This window comes from Streptomyces sp. NPDC088707, assembly GCF_044752725.1.
In the GTDB taxonomy this organism is placed as follows: Bacteria; Actinomycetota; Actinomycetes; order Streptomycetales; family Streptomycetaceae; genus Streptomyces.
This window is the reverse complement of record NZ_JBIVLV010000003.1, coordinates 604735-620760: the sequence shown is the minus strand read 5'-3', so window position 1 is coordinate 620760 and position 16026 is coordinate 604735. Positions and strand designations below refer to the sequence as shown.

Annotated in this window: 13 protein-coding genes, 1 tRNA gene and 1 other RNA gene; 9 read left to right on the top strand and 6 right to left on the bottom strand. The window is 70.6% G+C overall.

Annotated features, from left to right (window positions below; genetic code table 11):
• Positions 1–115 precede the first annotated feature (115 nt).
• The 3 genes from purD to ffs all read right to left on the bottom strand — a co-directional run bounded on the left by purD (position 116) and on the right by ffs (position 3830).
• Positions 116–1366: a phosphoribosylamine--glycine ligase gene (gene purD / locus ACIP84_RS13650; protein ID WP_401797940.1), complete on the bottom strand. Its 1251-nt coding sequence runs from the start codon at positions 1364–1366 to the stop codon at positions 116–118.
• A gap of 61 nt (positions 1367–1427) precedes the next feature.
• Positions 1428–3587: a DNA polymerase III subunit gamma and tau gene (locus tag ACIP84_RS13645; protein ID WP_401797939.1), complete on the bottom strand. Its 2160-nt coding sequence runs from the start codon at positions 3585–3587 to the stop codon at positions 1428–1430.
• A 144-nt stretch (positions 3588–3731) separates the two neighbouring features.
• Positions 3732–3830: signal recognition particle sRNA small type (ffs, locus tag ACIP84_RS13640), an RNA gene on the bottom strand.
• Between the two features lie 297 nt (positions 3831–4127).
• Here ffs and ACIP84_RS13635 point away from each other — a divergent pair.
• The 3 genes from ACIP84_RS13635 (at position 4128) to ACIP84_RS13625 (ending at position 8353) form a co-directional block, all read left to right on the top strand.
• Positions 4128–4215: transfer RNA gene (locus ACIP84_RS13635), tRNA-Ser, on the top strand.
• 262 nt (positions 4216–4477) lie between these two features.
• Positions 4478–5239 (top strand): hypothetical protein, encoded by a 762-nt coding sequence (locus ACIP84_RS13630; RefSeq protein ID WP_401797938.1) that lies wholly within the window; start codon positions 4478–4480, stop codon positions 5237–5239.
• A gap of 129 nt (positions 5240–5368) precedes the next feature.
• On the top strand, positions 5369–8353 hold the full coding sequence (locus ACIP84_RS13625; RefSeq protein ID WP_401797937.1) for a phosphotransferase: 2985 nt from the start codon (positions 5369–5371) through the stop codon (positions 8351–8353).
• A gap of 179 nt (positions 8354–8532) precedes the next feature.
• Here the strand turns inward: ACIP84_RS13625 and ACIP84_RS13620 are convergent, their stop codons facing one another.
• Positions 8533–9168 (bottom strand): TetR/AcrR family transcriptional regulator, encoded by a 636-nt coding sequence (locus ACIP84_RS13620; RefSeq protein WP_401797936.1) that lies wholly within the window; start codon positions 9166–9168, stop codon positions 8533–8535.
• Between the two features lie 152 nt (positions 9169–9320).
• On the opposite strand from ACIP84_RS13620, the gene ACIP84_RS13615 reads away from it, so the two are divergent.
• Together ACIP84_RS13615 and ACIP84_RS13610 are read left to right on the top strand one after the other, a co-directional pair.
• Positions 9321–9512, top strand: coding sequence for a hypothetical protein (locus ACIP84_RS13615; protein ID WP_401797935.1), 192 nt, complete (start codon positions 9321–9323; stop codon positions 9510–9512).
• Between the two features lie 157 nt (positions 9513–9669).
• Positions 9670–10098 carry a VOC family protein gene (locus ACIP84_RS13610; RefSeq protein WP_401797934.1) on the top strand — a complete coding sequence of 143 codons (429 nt, stop codon included), beginning with the start codon at positions 9670–9672 and terminating at the stop codon, positions 10096–10098.
• Positions 10099–10256: 158 nt separating this feature from the next.
• On the opposite strand, the gene ACIP84_RS13605 is transcribed toward ACIP84_RS13610, so the two are convergent.
• Positions 10257–10829: a hypothetical protein gene (locus ACIP84_RS13605; protein ID WP_401797933.1), complete on the bottom strand. Its 573-nt coding sequence runs from the start codon at positions 10827–10829 to the stop codon at positions 10257–10259.
• 203 nt (positions 10830–11032) lie between these two features.
• On the opposite strand from ACIP84_RS13605, the gene ACIP84_RS13600 reads away from it, so the two are divergent.
• From ACIP84_RS13600 to ACIP84_RS13585, 4 genes are all read left to right on the top strand, one after another.
• Complete coding sequence (locus tag ACIP84_RS13600) at positions 11033–11443, top strand: hypothetical protein (protein WP_401797932.1); 411 nt, start codon at positions 11033–11035, stop codon at positions 11441–11443.
• Positions 11444–11498: 55 nt separating this feature from the next.
• A complete protein-coding gene (locus tag ACIP84_RS13595) occupies positions 11499–12173 on the top strand; it encodes an ABC transporter ATP-binding protein (protein ID WP_401797931.1) in 675 nt (224 codons plus the stop codon).
• On the top strand, positions 12170–14422 hold the full coding sequence (locus ACIP84_RS13590) for an FtsX-like permease family protein (RefSeq protein ID WP_401797930.1): 2253 nt from the start codon (positions 12170–12172) through the stop codon (positions 14420–14422). Before ACIP84_RS13595 ends, ACIP84_RS13590 begins: the two co-directional genes overlap by 4 nt.
• A gap of 121 nt (positions 14423–14543) precedes the next feature.
• The gene (locus ACIP84_RS13585; protein ID WP_355963310.1) at positions 14544–14753 is read left to right on the top strand and encodes a DUF4287 domain-containing protein; all 210 of its coding nucleotides are present in this window, start codon (positions 14544–14546) and stop codon (positions 14751–14753) included.
• A 9-nt stretch (positions 14754–14762) separates the two neighbouring features.
• On the opposite strand, the gene ACIP84_RS13580 is transcribed toward ACIP84_RS13585, so the two are convergent.
• Positions 14763–16001: an MFS transporter gene (locus ACIP84_RS13580; protein ID WP_401797929.1), complete on the bottom strand. Its 1239-nt coding sequence runs from the start codon at positions 15999–16001 to the stop codon at positions 14763–14765.
• Positions 16002–16026: the final 25 nt, after the last annotated feature.

The following is a 16026-nucleotide window of genomic DNA, read 5'->3' as shown; positions in this document are numbered from 1 at the left end:
GGACGTCATCCGGATGGCCCAGCCGTCACTCGAAGGTATGGCTTTGGGCAAAGGTGATGGATTTCGCGCGACCGTACGATCCACCGCACGGCCGCGCGAGAGATCGGCGGTCCCGTCAGGCCTCGGCGGCCTTGCGCGCGATGTCCGTACGGTGCTGGGAGCCGTCAAGGCGGATACGGCCGACCGCCGCGTAGGCACGCTCGCGGGCCTGTGCCAGGTCCGTTCCGGTCGCGGTGACCGAAAGGACGCGGCCGCCCGCGCTGACGATCGCGTCGCCGTCCCGCTTCGTCCCGGCGTGCAGCACGTACGCGAGCGGGGCGTCCTTCTCCGCGACCTCGTCGAGGCCCTCGATCGGGTCGCCCGTGCGCGGGGTCTCCGGGTAGTTGTGCGAGGCGACGACCACGGTGACCGCGGCGTCGTCGCTCCAGCTCAGCGGGGCCTGGTCGTCCAGGGTGCCGTTGGCGGCGTTCAGCAGGACGCCGGCCAGCGGGGTGCGGAGCCGGGCCAGGACGACCTGGGTCTCGGGGTCGCCGAAGCGGGCGTTGAACTCGATGACCCGGACACCGCGGCCGGTGATCGCCAGACCCGCGTACAGGAGGCCGGAGAACGGCGTGCCGCGGCGGCGCAGCTCGTCGACCGTCGGCTGGAGGACGGTCGCGAGGACCTCCTCGACCAGCTTCGGGTCCGCCCAGGGCAGCGGCGAGTAGGCGCCCATGCCGCCGGTGTTCGGGCCCTCGTCGTCGTCCAGAGCGCGCTTGAAGTCCTGCGCGGGCTGGAGCGGGAGGACGGTGGTGCCGTCGGTGATGGCGAAGAGGGAGACCTCGGGGCCGTCGAGGAACTCCTCGATGACCACCCGGTCGCACGCGAGCGCGTGGGCCCGTGCCTGCGCGAGGTCGTCGGTGACGACGACGCCCTTGCCGGCGGCGAGGCCGTCGTCCTTGACCACGTACGGAGCGCCGAAGGCGTCGAGCGCCTCGTCGATCTCCTCCGGGGTCGTGCAGACGTAGCTGCGGGCGGTGGGCACCCCGGCGCCGGCCATGACGTCCTTGGCGAACGCCTTGGAGCCCTCCAGCTCCGCCGCTTCCCGCGACGGGCCGAAGACGGGGATGCCGGCCGTGCGGACGGCGTCGGCGACACCGGCGACGAGCGGAGCCTCCGGGCCGACGACGACCAGGCCGACGCCGAGCTCGGTGGCGAGGCGCGCGACGGCGTCGCCGTCCAGCTGGTCGACGGGGTGCAGCTCGGCGACCTCCGCGATTCCGGCGTTGCCGGGCGCGCAGTGCAGAGCGGTGACGTCGGGATCGAGAGACAGAGAGCGGCACAGGGCGTGTTCGCGGGCGCCGCCGCCGATGACGAGGACCTTCACGCCAGTCAGAGTAGCCCGACGACCGGGATGCCCCTTGTGCGGGCCACTGAACGAGACGCCCCTACTCGTTCGTGTATTCCTCCACAACCGTGGCTCCGAGCTCGCGCACGATCAGGTCGTGGCCGGAGAGGGCGGAGTCGACGAGGTCCGGATCGTCCTCCTCCGGCACGTCGTCCTCGGGCGCCACGGGCTGCGGCGCGGGCGGCGTGTACGCGGGCGCGGGGGCCTGCGGCGGGGCCTGCTGGAAGGAGGAGGGCGCGGGGGCGGACGCGGGCGCGGACGGCGACTGCGGCTGTACGGGGGCGGGAGGCGGCGCCTGCTGGAAAGACGGCGCGGGAGCGGGCGCGGACGCCTGCGGGCGGCCGAAGCCTCCCGTTCCGCCCGATCCGCCGAAGCCGGTCGCCGCGGGCGGCGGCGAGGCACCGCCCGAGGGGTCGATGATCGCCTCGATCTTCCAGTTCACGTGGAACTGCTCGGCGAGGGCCTGCTTCAGAACGTCCTCGCTGCCGCTGCTCGCGAAGTTGTCGCGGGCTCCGGCGTTGAGGAAACCGAGCTGGAGCGTCGTGCCGTCGAAGCCCGCGACCTGCGCGTTCTGGCTGAGCAGGATCCAGGTGAAGCGGCGCCGGTTCTTCACGGCGTCGAGGATCTGCGGCCAGAGGTTGCGCACCTGGGCGGTGTCACCGCCGCCGCCCGAGGCGGCGGGGGCGGGCGCGGGGGCCTGCGGCGCGGACTGCGCGTGGACGGGGGCCGGGGCGGCCGGGGCCGCTGCGGCGGGCGCGGCGGCACCGGGCCAGGCACCGGGTGCGCCGCCGCCGGGGGTGGCGGCCCCGGGCCAGGCGCCCGGGCGGGGGGCGGCGGGCTGCGCGTGCACCGGCTCGGACGCCGGAGCGGGCGCGGGCGCCGAGGCCTGCGCGGCCTGCGCGGCCTGCGGCGGAGCCTGTACGGGCATGGGGGCGGGGGCCGGCGGGGGCGGGGCCATCGGCGTGTGGGCGTCGGGCCCGGGGACGTACCCCATGGCGGGCACGGGCGCTCCCGGCGTGAAGACGGGCGCGGGCCCGGTGGCCGCACCGCGCTCCAGCCGGTCGAGGCGCGCCTGCACGGAGCGCTCGTCGTCGAAGGCGGCGGGCAGCAGCACGCGTGCGCAGATCAGCTCCAGCTGGAGCCGGGGCGAGGTGGCGCCCCGCATCTCGGTCAGACCGGTGTTGACCAGGTCGGCGGCCCGGCTGAGCTCGGCGGCACCGAACACGGACGCCTGGGCCTGCATGCGCTCGATCACATCGGCCGGGGCGTCGATGAGCCCCTTCTCGGCGGCGTCGGGCACGGCGGCGAGGATCACCAGGTCGCGCAGCCGCTCCAGCAGGTCGGCGACGAAGCGGCGCGGGTCGTTGCCGCCCTCGATGACCGTGTCGACGACCTCGAACGCGGCGGCGCCGTCACCGGCGGCGAAGGCCTCCACGACCGCGTCGAGCAGCGAGCCGTCCGTGTAGCCGAGCAGGGAGGTGGCCATGGTGTAGGTCACACCGTCGTCGGCGGCTCCGGCGAGCAGCTGGTCCATGACGGACATCGAGTCACGCACGGAACCGGCGCCGGCGCGCACGACGAGCGGCAGCACACCGTCCTCGACGGGGATGCCCTCTTGCCCGCAGACGTCGCGCAGGTACTCCCGCAGGGTGCCGGGCGGGACGAGCCGGAAGGGGTAGTGGTGGGTCCGGGACCGGATCGTCCCGATCACCTTCTCGGGCTCGGTCGTGGCGAAGATGAACTTGAGGTGCTCCGGGGGCTCCTCGACCACCTTCAGCAGGGCGTTGAAGCCCGCCGGGGTGACCATGTGGGCCTCGTCGATGATGTAGATCTTGTACCGGCTCGACGCGGGCCCGAAGAAGGCCTTCTCGCGCAGGTCACGGGCGTCGTCCACACCACCGTGCGAGGCGGCGTCGATCTCGATGACGTCGATCGACCCCGGCCCGTTCCGCGCGAGGTCACGGCAGGACTGGCACTCCCCGCAGGGCGTGGGCGTGGGCCCCTGCTCACAGTTCAGACACCGCGCCAGGATGCGCGCACTGGTCGTCTTGCCACAGCCGCGGGGACCGCTGAACAGGTACGCGTGATTGACCCGGTTGTTCCGCAGGGCCTGCTGCAACGGGTCGGTGACATGCTCCTGCCCGATGACCTCGGCGAAGGACTCGGGGCGATAGCGGCGGTAGAGCGCGAGAGACGACACATGTACGAGGTTATAGGCGCCCACCGACAACCCGGGAAAAACCGCCACCGGAAGCCGCCGCCCGCACCGGCGTCCGCCTGGCTCCCGCCTCGTACGGGAACGAAAAGGCCCTTCGTACGGGAGCGCAAGCGCCCCTCCTGCGGGAACGCAAGCGCCCCCCACGCACCTGCCAGAGCCGACCTACCCTTGCTGCCTTCCGGCCCTGGGGGAGTTCAGTCAGATAGCACCGCGTGAGGGGCTCCGCCCAGAGTACCCGATGGCGAACCCCCCGAAGCCCCGCCCCCTGGCTCCCCACCGGAGCACTCCACCGAAGACCTCGCAGGAGACCTCGCCGGAGATCTCGCCGAGACCTCGCAGGGGAGGCACCGGAGAGGCGCCGGGCATGTCGCCGGAGACGTCACCGCAGAGGCACGGGCAGGTCGCCGGACACGTCACCGCAGACGTCTCCGGACAGGTGGCCGGCGCCTCCCCGGGCGCCTCACCACCCCCCACCAGGATCGAGTTCGCGAGCACCCTCTTCGGTCATGTAATGTTCGCGGCGGAGGATTCGCCTAGAGGCCTAGGGCGCACGCTTGGAAAGCGTGTTGGGGGCAACCCCTCACGAGTTCGAATCTCGTATCCTCCGCCATTGCTCTCACCGGGCAATTCGTTGAAGGGCCCCACCGTTCGCGGTGGGGCCCTTCGGCGTTTCCCAGGCATCGGGGTCGAAGGTGCCGTTGCGGCAGCTCCCACCGTCGTGATCGCAGGGCCGGAGACACCGGTCCCGCGATGCACACGTGTGCGGCCCCCTGGCGTCCGTCCGTCTCGGTTTCCGTCTCCTGTCATTCCCGTACTGCGCGGTGCGCGGCGTCGGTACATTGGCACGCAAACACCACGCGGAGGGGGACCCAGTGGTCGAGAAGATCGTCGGTGGACTCGTTCTTGCCCTGCTCACCTATGTGGGCCGCACCCTCTGGCAGAACCGGCGGCACCTGAAGCTGTTGCTGGTCCTTCTCGCACCGTGGCGCCGCACACGGGTGTCGGTGGCCGTGCTGCTGCGGGTGCAGGAGGAGGACACGTTCGTCCTGTTCGCCACGCCTTCCCGACCCGGCGCCTTCGGTCCCCCGGGTGGAGTGGTGAAGTACCGCGAGACGGCCCGGGACTCCCTGGAGCGGCTGGGCTTCGAGCCCGAACAGCGCGGCCGCGCCGTGATGCGGCTCGACCTGCGCGGCTTCCTCTCGGGCAGCCGGGTCCTCGCGTTCGCGCGTTGGCTGCACCGCGGGGACGGCCGGGAGCCGGCGACCGAGTGCCTGCGGCGCGAGCTCGTCGAAGAACTGGGCGAGGTCGGGCACGAGGAGCTGGTGGACCTCGCCAAGGCCGTGGCGTTCCAGCACGTCCGGCGCGTCATCGACGGCCCCATGAAGGTGGCCGGGGAGTCGTACCGGCAGCTTCGGTTCCTCGAGGTGTACGACCTCCTGACGGACCGGCCCGAGGCCGAGGAACTGCGTTCCGCACTGATCGCCCTCGCGAACGAGCAAACGGAGACCGGCGTCGTCTGCGCCACCCGCAGGGAGATAACGCTCGGCCGGGCCGGCGCCCACGTGGTGCTGCCGCAGTCCGCCTTCCTGGTCGGCGACCGGCGCCACCGCGAGGACCTCCACCCCGCGAGCTGACCTTTCAGGTGTCTTCGTCCGAACCCATGGCGGCGGCCCCCCGGCTCTGCTGGGATATGGCGACCAGGGCTGAGCAGCACCGAAGAGCCTTGCGTACCAAGCACTTGAGGGGGCTCAGTGACCGGTGGCGTGACCCAGGACATTCTCAGGCATTCGGCGGACTTACTCGAGAGGGCGCTGGACGACGCGCTCCACGCGGATCCGTCGCGGGAGATGCGCCTGCGCAAGGCACGTGAGGGTCTGCTCAAGACCCGGGAGCAACTCGCGAACGGCTACCCGTACATCCCCGGGTACCGCATCGCGAACGGCGCGTCGACCGTCGCCGATTACTACATGCAAACGAACATCGAACGGGCGCGCGAACTGCTGGAGCTCGCCGTCCACCTCCTGGAGTCCGAGCGGAACGACGACGGCAGGTACACGCCGACGATCGAGCACTGCCGGGAGCGGCTGGAACTGCTCGGCCCGGCACCCGCCTCCGCGGTGGGCAGGGGGCCCGTGCCGGGCCCCGGAGCGGTTCCCGGCCCGGCCTCCGCCGGCCTGCTTCCTCAGCAGGCCACGGGCACGGGCACCGCGGAAGGCCCCGCCGTGGCGGTCTCCGCCGCCGCGGCCTCGGTCGCCCCGCCGTCCGGTGGCGCCGCCGCCGCCGCGGCCTCGGTCGCCCCGGCATCCGGTGGCAGCGCCGCCACCGCGGCGGCAGCGGCGGTGGACGCCGTGGCCGCCGGAGGCGGCGTCGCGGTCTCGGTGGCCGCCGGCGGCGAGACGGCCACCGCCGGCGTCGCGGCCAACCGGTTCCCCTCGCAGATGAGCACCACCCGGGACTGGGACACGCTCCTCGGCGACTGGCGGTCCGGCCCGCCCGACGACGACACGGTCCGGCGGCTGGTGGCGGAGCTGGGAGCGCGCATCACCGAACTGTTCGGCAAGCACGCCCCCGTCTCGTCCGAGTCGCTCCTCCCGGTCCTCGACGAGGACCTGCAGGAGCTCCCCGTCCTCCTCGCCTTCGTGTCCGTGCCCGGCGACGACGCCCAGGCGCTGCACCAGCGGGCCAAGGACGCACGCAGCACCTGCCGTTCGGAGATGCTGTCGTACGCCAAGGGCGACACGGTGGTCGACGTACGGGTACTGCGACGGCACTGGCTGGCCAGCGCGCTCTGGAACTACGCTGTGGAAGGCCACTGGCACTCCAGCGGCTACCAGACCCTCGCCGACATCCTCGGCTACCTCCAGCTCATCCAGATCTCCTACCGGTACCACGAGGCCAGGCGCGAACAGCTGCTGGACGTCACCGAGACGGCGGTCCTGCTGGCGCTCGGCGAGCTGCGCGACCCCGAGCTCAACCGGGTGCCGTACGTCTACGGCTGGCTGCGGCACGCCATCGGCATCCACCTCCTCGTGGGCGGCCCCGACCCGACCGCGCCCAAGGAGCTGCGCTTCAACGAGCTGATCCAGGACCCCAGATTCGCCGACCGGCACATCTACGCCGAGTACTGGGCGGTCCGGGTCCTCAACCGCTGGACCGAGGAGAACCGGCACCGCAGCAGCGTCGCCCTCACCCTGCTCAAGCTGTCCGGCTGGAAGGCCGACCGGCTGGACCGCCTGCTCGACCTGCTCTACTCCTCCACCGGCTTCTACGGCGACACCGGGACCCAGGAGGAACGGCAGGAGGCGCTCGCCTTCTGGCGCAAGGCGGGCCGCGACATGCTGGCCACGATCCGGATGGTGCGGGTCGCGAGGAACCCCTGGGAGTCCGGTTCCGCCACGGCCACCGGCTTCCTGTCCATGGGCGACCAGGACGCGTCCGTACAGGTCTCGAACCGCCTGCTCCAGGGCATCGCCGCCGAACTGGCACCCGGTCCGCAGGGAACCATGGTCCAGGGCGCGCTGTTCGCCGGACGGCCCGTGCCGACCTTCCTCGCCCTCGACAGCTTCGGCCCGGTCGGCGTGCTCAAGATCGACGAAGTGGCCAAGGTCCGCAGGGAGAAGGAGAACTTCGACCGGTTCGCGGAGGCGTACCTGCGCCCGGTGTACCGGGCCAGCAAGTGCGTCGTGGGCAGCACCACCATCGCCGACAGCAGCAACGGCGATCTGTACCAGGGCATCTTCACCTCCTACGTCTTCCGGCACCGCGACGAACCGAAGACGCTCCGGGACTGGGTGCGCACCGCGGACCCCGCCGAGCTCCAGCCGGTCATCGAGGAAGTCTTCATGGACGCGCTCGGCCCGTGGCTGAGCCAGGCCCAGCGGACCATCGGCGACCTGCGGGGGGAGTATCCGGCCCTGCGTCCGGTCGCCTTCGAGCTGACCAGCTACGCGCCGGGCAAGAACGTGGAATCCGAGCTGGAGCACTTCCGGCTGCCCGAGGTCGCGGAGATCTTCGGCATCGAGGGCGGACTGCCTTGGCAGCACCGCACGCTGGAGCACCTGCTGGACAACTCCGCGCTCGGCTCCAGCCCCTTCGCCGCCGATCCCGCCTACAGGTCCGTCACGAACCCGCTGTGGCTGGTCGCCCACATGGCGGAGACCGGCAAGCGGGACCCCGGGACGGAGGACCTCTTCGAACGGCTCCTGTACGACCGCCAGTACGGCGTCACCACCGCCTCCTACCTGACCTGCATCTGCCACGGCGACCTGCACGCCGAGAACGTCCTGGCCAGCGGACCGGACGGCCGGCGCCCCGATCTCTACGTCATCGACTTCGAGACCACCCACCAGGGACACATCTGCAAGGACTTCGCCCGCCTCGAATCCGCCCTGTGGTCACGGACGTTCTCCTGGAACCAGGAGCAACTCCAGGAGGTGCGCTCCTGGTTCGTCGGATCCCTGCGCGGCACGGCCATGTGGGAGCCGGACATCCCGGAGGACGCTGACCCGGACGTGCGGCGCGTGCTGCTGTGCATCGCGAAGCTGCGCGCCATCCTCAAGGGCTGCGAGCAGAAGAACTGGCCGTTCGGCGAGGCCGAGTACCAGTGGGCCCTGCTGGCGTCCCTGCTGCCCTTCGCCCGCTACCGCGACCACGAGGACCAGGTGAACCGGCACTTGCCCTTCCTGCTGGCGGCGGACGTCGCCGACGTGCTGGTGGAGCACGCCGAAGGGGCGGCTTCCGGGGGTTAGCCCCCAGATGCCTCGGGGGTTCGAGAAGGCCCCGCTGCTTGCGGCGGGGCCTTCGAGGTCGGGCCTGTGGGCGGCTTGGCCGACGTTGTCGGGTGTGGATGGTGTGGCCGGTGTGGCCGGTGTGGCTGACGTGGCCGAGGTGGCCGAGTTGGCCGAGGTCGCCGAGGTCGCCGACGTGGTCAGTCCTCCTCGGTGGGGAGACCGGTTTCGAGGAGATCGAAGACGTACGCCGCCTCCGGGGCCACGGCGGCCGAGATCCGGGCGTTGGACTCCCCGGCGAGGGTGAGCTCCTGGATGCGCTGGAACAGCAGGCGGTGGGCGGCGCCGAGGAGAGCCGCGGCGGCCCGGGGGGCGATGGCCGGGGCGTGGGCGGGAGGGGCGGCGGCCGCCAGGGCCTCCCCGAGGGCCTCCTCGCGCAGGTCGTGGAGCTCGCGCAGGCGCGCGCTCAGGGTGGGGCTGTCGGCGATCATGCGGGCGAACTCCGGCCCGGCGAAGCCCGCGACGGGGTCGCAGGTCTCGACCGCGGCGGTGAACTCGCGGCGCAGCGCGGAGAGCGGCGACTCGCCCGCGGCCCGGTCGGCGACCGCGCGGGCCAGGGTCGCGGTGAACGCCTCGTGGTGGTCGAGGGCCAGGTCCTCCTTCCGCGGGAAGTAGTTGGTGACCGTCTTCTTGGCGACGCGGGCCGCCGTGGCGATCTCGGCGATGGTCGTCTGCTCGAAGCCCTGCTCCATGAAGAGGCGGGTGGCGTGGTCGGAGATCAGCTGCCTGGTCTCCTGCTTCTTGGACTCACGGAGTCCCATGCTCTCGGTACCCATGAGCGAATCTTACACACGACGTAAAAATATGCTTGACGCACTCGTCTGGCCACGCGTAAAGTTACGTCCGTTGCAAAAATCGCCCCGTAGAAGGATGGGGTTGTAGAGGCGTAACGGCGTAGAGCCGAGGAACCCAAGGGAAGAGGCCGCGTATGCGCACGCCGAAGCAGGATCTCGCCGCGTTCAGTACGGCGTTCAGCACCGCCTTCCGTGCCGAACTCGGCGCCGCCGCCCGGGACACCGGGCCGGCGCCCACGACCCGGCGCCCCCCGCGCCGCGAGCTGCCGCGCACGGGCCGCGACGGGGCGCGTCACCGGTTCCAGGCGCCGCGCCGCACGTACTGAGAACGGACGGGCGGGGCTGCCCGCCTGCAGCCCACGCAGAGTCGGCCACACAGCCTCACGGCCGCACGCACGCAGCCCACGGCCGCACGCCTGCCGACCCGCTCACTTCGCCCACCCCCTCACTTCGCCCACTCGACCTGCTTCTCGAGGAGCCCCCGTGAACGTCTCTACCTCCACCCTCTCCCTCACCGTCGCCGACGTGGACGCCTCCCGGGAGTTCCTCACCACCCACCTCGGCTACCAGGTGGCCATGGCCGCCGACGGCTTCGCCTCGTTGACCCGCGAGGACGCCGCCGTCGACATCGTGCTGCTGCGCCGGGGCACGGACGTCCTGCCGCCCGAACAGCGCGACCAGCGGGCCGCGGGCCTGATCCTGGCGTTCACCGTCACCGACCTCGTGGCAGAAGAGGCCCGACTGCGGGCCGAAGGCGCTCCCATCACGATGCCGCTGCGCGAAGAGCCCTGGGGTGAGCGGTTGTTCCAGCTGACCGACCCCAACGGCGTCGTGATCCAGCTGGTCGAATGGGTCACGCCCTCCGCCGCCCCCGACACCAGCACTGGCACCGCCTCCCCCGCGCCACGATGACCGGACTCGCCGCGCCGAGCCGCCGGACCCGAGCACACCATCCGCCGCGAACAGGTGTGGACGGTCACCAGCGGCACCCTTCCCCCTCCGCCGTGCATGCCGGTGGGCCGGGACGCATTGGCGTCCCGGCCCACCGGCGTTCGTGTGTGCCTGTGTCGCTACACGGGGCAGGGGCGGTACTCGAGGCTGAGTTCGCGGTCGACGGCGTAGCTGGTACGCATCGACGCGTCGATCACCTGCTGCCAGGAGCCGTACTTGGCGTACAGCTGGTCCGCGGTGGGGCCGAGCGGGTTGCCGTACTTGGCGATGTTCCGCTGCTCGAGGATCCGGACCTCCTCCGGGGTCATGCCGGCGCGGGTGATCTCCTTGGCCTGGTTCCGCATGTCGACCAGCTCACGGGCGATCTCCTCGTCCGTGGCACCCGCCTCACGCATGGCGGCCTCCGTGCGGTGCATGTCCTCCAGGAGCCCGTGGTACCGCATCCGGGTCCGTTGGGCCTCGACCTTCTCGTCCATCGGCAGCACGCGGATCCGGCAGACGACGGGGTCGGTGCTGGGACAGGGGTCGTCGACGGAGACAGGCCGGGCGAGCGGGGCGGTGATGACCGACCCACACGCCTCGACGGCACCGGCACCGGCGGAACCGGCGGTCCCGAGAAGGGCGACGGCGGCGACGAAGGGGAGAAGGGCGCGGCGGAGTGTGAAGGAAGGAGAGGAGGAGGAAAGAGGCATGCGCGCATCTTTGGGGCTGCGGCGGTACGCCTTCACGGAGGCGCACCGGTGATCACTCCTACGGGGTCCGGGTCCAGTGGGGCGGCCTGGATTCACTGGATCGGGGGGTGATGGGAGGGAGGGACGTTACTGCGGCTACCGGTGTGTAGTGATGTCGATACTTTCTGTGATGACCAGTCGGCACGACCAAACAGGGGTTATCGATGAGGAAGTTCGCTACGGCGGTGGCGGCCGCGGGGCTGTTCTTCGGGGGGATGGGGGTGGCGGTGGCGGACTCGTCTTGGCACGAGTTGGTTATGGAAACTCCGGGTGTGGCGTTCGAGGGCAAGTACCAGTGGCAGCCCACAACCAAGGTGCCGAGCGGACTTCATCTGAAGGGCCAGCTGCGGGACGAAAACGGAAACGACGGCCACAACGTCTACCTGCGCACCAAGGTCGAGGGCTACGCCTGGGGCGATCTCAAGGGCGTCCAGAGGAAGAGCGTGAAAGTCGACAAGGTCTTCTACGACGGAGCCGTCCTGAAGACCAAGAAGGTGCGGTTGCACGCATGCATCGATCGTGGATCGCTGCGACCTGACTACTGCTCGCCAGAGCGGCTGTTCTCGCGGAAGTAGTCACAGGTTCCGGGAGCCGCGGGCACGCGGCTCCCAACGCCCAGGGAGCACCAGCATGGACGTCATCCTCCGCGCCGACGGCGTGGATCTCTTCTACGGCACTGAGCAGGCCGTCAGCAACGCGGATTTCATGCTCAAGCGCGGCGAGGTGGCCGCCATCATGGGCAGCAGCGGGTCGGGGAAGTCGTCGCTGCTGTATTGCCTTGCGGGGGTTCTGCCACCGACCAACGGCACCGTGACCTTCGACGGGATCCCGCTCGCGAGCCTCCCCGACGGTGAGCTGAGCGCCCTGCGTCGCACCCGTCTCGGGTTCGTCTTTCAGTACGGGGAGCTGCTGCCCGAACTGACCGTCGAGGAGAACGCAGCCCTTCCTCTTCGGCTCGCCGGCATCAGCAAGGTGCATGCCCATGCCGTAGCCGCCCAGGTTCTGGGGCGGCTCGGGATGGGTGATCTATTGCGGCGCAGAACCTCGAAATTGTCCGGAGGTCAGAGTCAGCGCGTTGCGGTGGCACGCGCTCTGGTCCACCGGCCTGACGTGGTGTTCGCGGACGAGCCGACCGGCGCGCTCGACAGTGCCAACGCGGCGGCTGTCTTGGAGGAGTTCCTTCAGTTAGCGCGCAGGCAAAAGACGGCCGTCGTCATCGTCACGCACGATGCCGACGTCGCCGCGCGGGCCGATACGCAGTACACGATGTCGGATGGCGTTCTGGCCCAGCGGGTGGCGGTGTGAATGCGTTCGCCCTCGGATTGCGTCTGTTGTGGGGAAGCGGGCGTAGGGGGCGCGTTCGTTTCCTTTTGATGGCGCTGGGCTCGGCACTCGGAGTGGCATGCCTTGCCGCAGTCCTCACTATTCCGGCGATCCTCGCCGCTCACGATGCGCGCACGGCCTCCCGTGAACCGAACCCAGGGACCAGTAACACCCTGTACCAAGAGTTTCGGGATCCGTACGGGTCGCAGCCACTGCATCGGGTCTTCGTCGCACGTACAGGGCCTGGGCCCAGTCCGGTGCCCCCGGGTATTGAGAAGCTCCCCGCCGCCGGCGAGGCAATCGTCTCGCCGAAACTCGGTGAAATTCTTGCGGCCAATCCAAGGACGGCCGGTCTTATCCCGGGCCGCGTAACCGGCACCATCGCGCCGGAGGGATTGGGGGACTCCGAGGATCTGTACGCGTACATCGGCACCACTCCCGCCAAGCTGACCGAAGCAGAGCAGCTGGGCAGCTTTGGCGCCGGTCGGTCTTGGCGGCAGATTGTCGAGCCGTCGACCCTCGACATCCTTCGGTTCACCCTCGGGTGCATCGTGCTACTCCCGCTCGTCATCTTTCTCTCCGTCTGTGCGCGGCTCTCCGGAGAGTCGCGTGCCCGACGGCTCGCCGCCCTCCGGCTCGTCGGGCTCAGCGTGAAGGACACTCTGCGGGTCAACGCTGGTGAGAGCGTCGTCGCCGCTTTGGTCGGGGCAGTCCTCGGAATCACGGGGTATCTCGGCGTCAACGACATCGCAGCTCGGGTCGGGTTGCCGGGCTTGCACTGGTATCCCGCGGACGGACGACCCTCCGTAGCGACCGTGGCAGTGTGCCTGGTGGGATGTCCAGCGCTCGCTTGGGTGGTAGGTCAGTTCAGTGCCCGGCGGGCCGCCCTGTCGCCGATCACTGTGCGACGGACCGGGGAGCGCAAGCCTCCGAGGAAGTTCGGGACGCTGCTGTTGGTCCCCGGGGTTGGGATCATCTGCGGATACTGCGTGCTCAGTGTCATGGGACGCGACCCGTCCGGCGGGTCGGCCAGTTCTCTGCTGGTTCCTGGTGCCGTGCTGTTGACCGGTGCCGGACTCGTATTTGGGTTGGCGCCTATCACTGCGTGGCTCGCGCGGCGGATGGCCGGGGCGGCCAAGTCGCTGCCGATGGCGCTGGCGATGCGGCGTAACGAGGTAGATCCCGGTTCATCGCTGCGGGTGGCTACGGGCCTTGTTCTGTTGGTGTTCGGTGCCTCACTCACTCAGGGGGTGCTCATCGAGCTCGGCCAAGCCAGCCAACGAACTGCGCCCCTTCAGGAGTACAACGTCCATCTGAGCGGCCTGGATCCGGAGCAGCGGAAGGCGCTCGCGAAGGTGTCGGGTGTGCGGACGCAGGTGGTCTCCTACAGCTCCTGGGATCCGCTGGACGGCAGCGACGTACCCCACGCCAATCTCGTGGTTGCGACCTGCGCGCAGCTCTCCACGTCTACGGAGCGAGCCACAGGCTGCGTAGACGACAGAATCATGCAACTGCGCGACAGGCGTTCGAACTTCAAGTACGACCCAAAGGCCGGAGAACGCTACCCGTTTGCATTGAAGGACGGCCGGAAGGTCACTTTCACTGTGCCCCACGAAAGGGTCGACGTACTTCCCTGGGACGTCTCTGTCTTCGATTCGGGTGTCCTGCTCGTTCCCCCTTCCCTCCTTCCCTCCCCCCTCGCGGACGCATCCGGCACCCTCACCCTCGTCAGCGATTCCGACCCCGCCACCATCCGCTCCGTTCTCGACGGCATCGGAGCCGTCGCGCCCACGTCCCCTGTCGAGCCCGTCGGGATCGTCATCGACTCGCTTGCCCAGCTCACCGTCATTCGGAGTCTGCTTGCCGTCGGGATGGTGCTCGGGCTGGTCATCGGGGTGGCCGCGTTCGTCGTGTCTGTGGCCGATCGGGCCATGGAGCGGCGGGGGCAGGTGACCGCGCTCGCGCTTCTGGGGGCTCGGGCCGGGACGTTGCGGGGGGTGCAGGTCATGCAGGTGTTGCTGCCGCTTGCCGTGGGGCTGGGGGGTGCCATCGTCGCCGGGTGGCTTGCCGAGTCCAGCTATCTGATCACCGGGGGTGGGGCCGTGCACTGGGACTGGGAGGGGCTGCCCCTGCTGTTCGCCTGCGCCCTGGGTGTCCTGCTCGTCGCCGCGCTCGCCTCCGTGCCCATGGTGCGGCGGCACATCGATCCCGAGCACATTCGGCGGGATTGATCTTGCGGCGCCGATGAGTTTTCGGTGGGGTGGGGGTCTCCCTAGGAGTACGGCGTCGGCGTACCGACGCCGTTGCCCGCCCTCACCCACCCAGCCGCCCCACCCATCCCGGAGACTCCCCATGGCCGAGAACGTCGTCAAAGGGCCCGCCAGTTACTTCCCCTCCATCGAGAAGAAGTACGGCCGGCCGATCTCCGAGTGGCAGGACCTCATCCGTTCCTCGCCGCTCGCCAAGCACATGGAGCTCGTCTCCTGGCTGAAGGCCGAGCACGGGCTCGGCCACGGGCACGCCAACGCACTCGTGGCCCACACCCTCGCCGAGGGGAAGTAGCCGCCGGATTCACGCCGCCAGTTCGTGGGCCGTGCGGGCGTTCACCCTCGCCGTCAGCGCCGCCGTGGCCACCGCCGCGGCGGTGCCCGCCACCAGGGCCGTCCACCACAGCACCGACGGACCCAGCGTCGTGTACACGGCCACCCCCAGCGTCAGCGCCGCGAAGCGTGCGAGACCCCACGTCCAGCTGAAGGCGCCCTGGTAGCGGCCTCGTGCGTGGGCCGGGGCCAGGTTGGCGACCACGCCCGCGGCGATTCCCGCCACCACCACCTCGCCCAGGGACCAGACCACGACCGAGACCGTGTAGCCCACGACGCCGTCCGCCAGTCCGGTCAGTGCCACCCCGCCCGCGATCAGTGTGCCGCCCGCGCCCTGCACCGCCAGCTGCGGGAACCTCGACAGCCTCGCCGTCGCGAACGGCTGCAGTGCCACCACCAGGATCGCGTTGACCGCCGCCATCGCCCCGTACACCGCCGGTGACAGGCCACTGTCGTGGACCGCGAGCGGCAGGGCCACCTCGGTCAGCGAGTACACGAAGAGCTGCACTCCGAAGAGGGGGAGCAGGAGTAGGGCCAGGCGGTCCCGGAGGACCACTCCGTAGCCGATGCCGTCCTTCTTCTCCTGGGGTTCCCCGCCCGGCGTGTCCGAGGTCCCCGGGCGCTTCGGGTCCTTCAGGCGGACCGCCACCACCAGCGCGTACGCCAGCATCGAGCCCGCGTCCACCGCGAACAGCAGCCAGTAGCCCCGCGCCGCCAGGTAGCCGCCGAGGACTCCCGCGACCGCCGTGCCGATGTTCACTCCCCAGCCGAACAGGGCGTACGCGCGGCGGCGCCGCTCGCTGTCCACCGCGTCCGCGAGGAGCGCGTACGCCGCCGGCGAGACCGTGCTGCCCGCCGCGCTGATCAGCAGCGCCGCCGCTGCCATCGTCCACACGCCGGGGGCGAGGAACAGCGCGCCCTGCGCCGCCGACGCTCCGATCAGGCCGATCAGCATCGTCGGGCGGCGCCCGATCCGGTCGGCCAGGATGCCGCCCACGGCCGGGCCCAGGAGGTTGCCCGCGCCCAGGGCTCCCAGGACGTACGAGGTCTCCGCGCCCGTCACTCCCCGGGCGGCCAGGAAGAAGACCAGGAACGGCGTCACGAGGTAGCCGAGCCTGTTGACGATCGTTCCAGCGAAGATCGTCCAGACGACGGAGGGAAGTCCTCGGAAGGAGGACGGGATCAGGGAGGACGCAGTGAGAGGGGGCATGCGTCGAGGTTGCCCGCGCCGCACA

What these genes read in the sequence shown, in the direction of transcription:
- ACIP84_RS13620 (WP_401797936.1), bottom strand. Translation starts at nt 9,168, where the DNA reads ATGGGTACCGAGAGCATGGGACTCCGTGAGTCCAAGAAGCAGGAGACC.
- ACIP84_RS13615 (WP_401797935.1), top strand. Translation starts at nt 9,321, where the DNA reads ATGCGCACGCCGAAGCAGGATCTCGCCGCGTTCAGTACGGCGTTCAGC.
- ACIP84_RS13605 (WP_401797933.1), bottom strand. Translation starts at nt 10,829, where the DNA reads ATGCCTCTTTCCTCCTCCTCTCCTTCCTTCACACTCCGCCGCGCCCTT.
- ACIP84_RS13600 (WP_401797932.1), top strand. Translation starts at nt 11,033, where the DNA reads ATGAGGAAGTTCGCTACGGCGGTGGCGGCCGCGGGGCTGTTCTTCGGG.
- ACIP84_RS13595 (WP_401797931.1), top strand. Translation starts at nt 11,499, where the DNA reads ATGGACGTCATCCTCCGCGCCGACGGCGTGGATCTCTTCTACGGCACT.
- ACIP84_RS13585 (WP_355963310.1), top strand. Translation starts at nt 14,544, where the DNA reads ATGGCCGAGAACGTCGTCAAAGGGCCCGCCAGTTACTTCCCCTCCATC.
- ACIP84_RS13580 (WP_401797929.1), bottom strand. Translation starts at nt 16,001, where the DNA reads ATGCCCCCTCTCACTGCGTCCTCCCTGATCCCGTCCTCCTTCCGAGGA.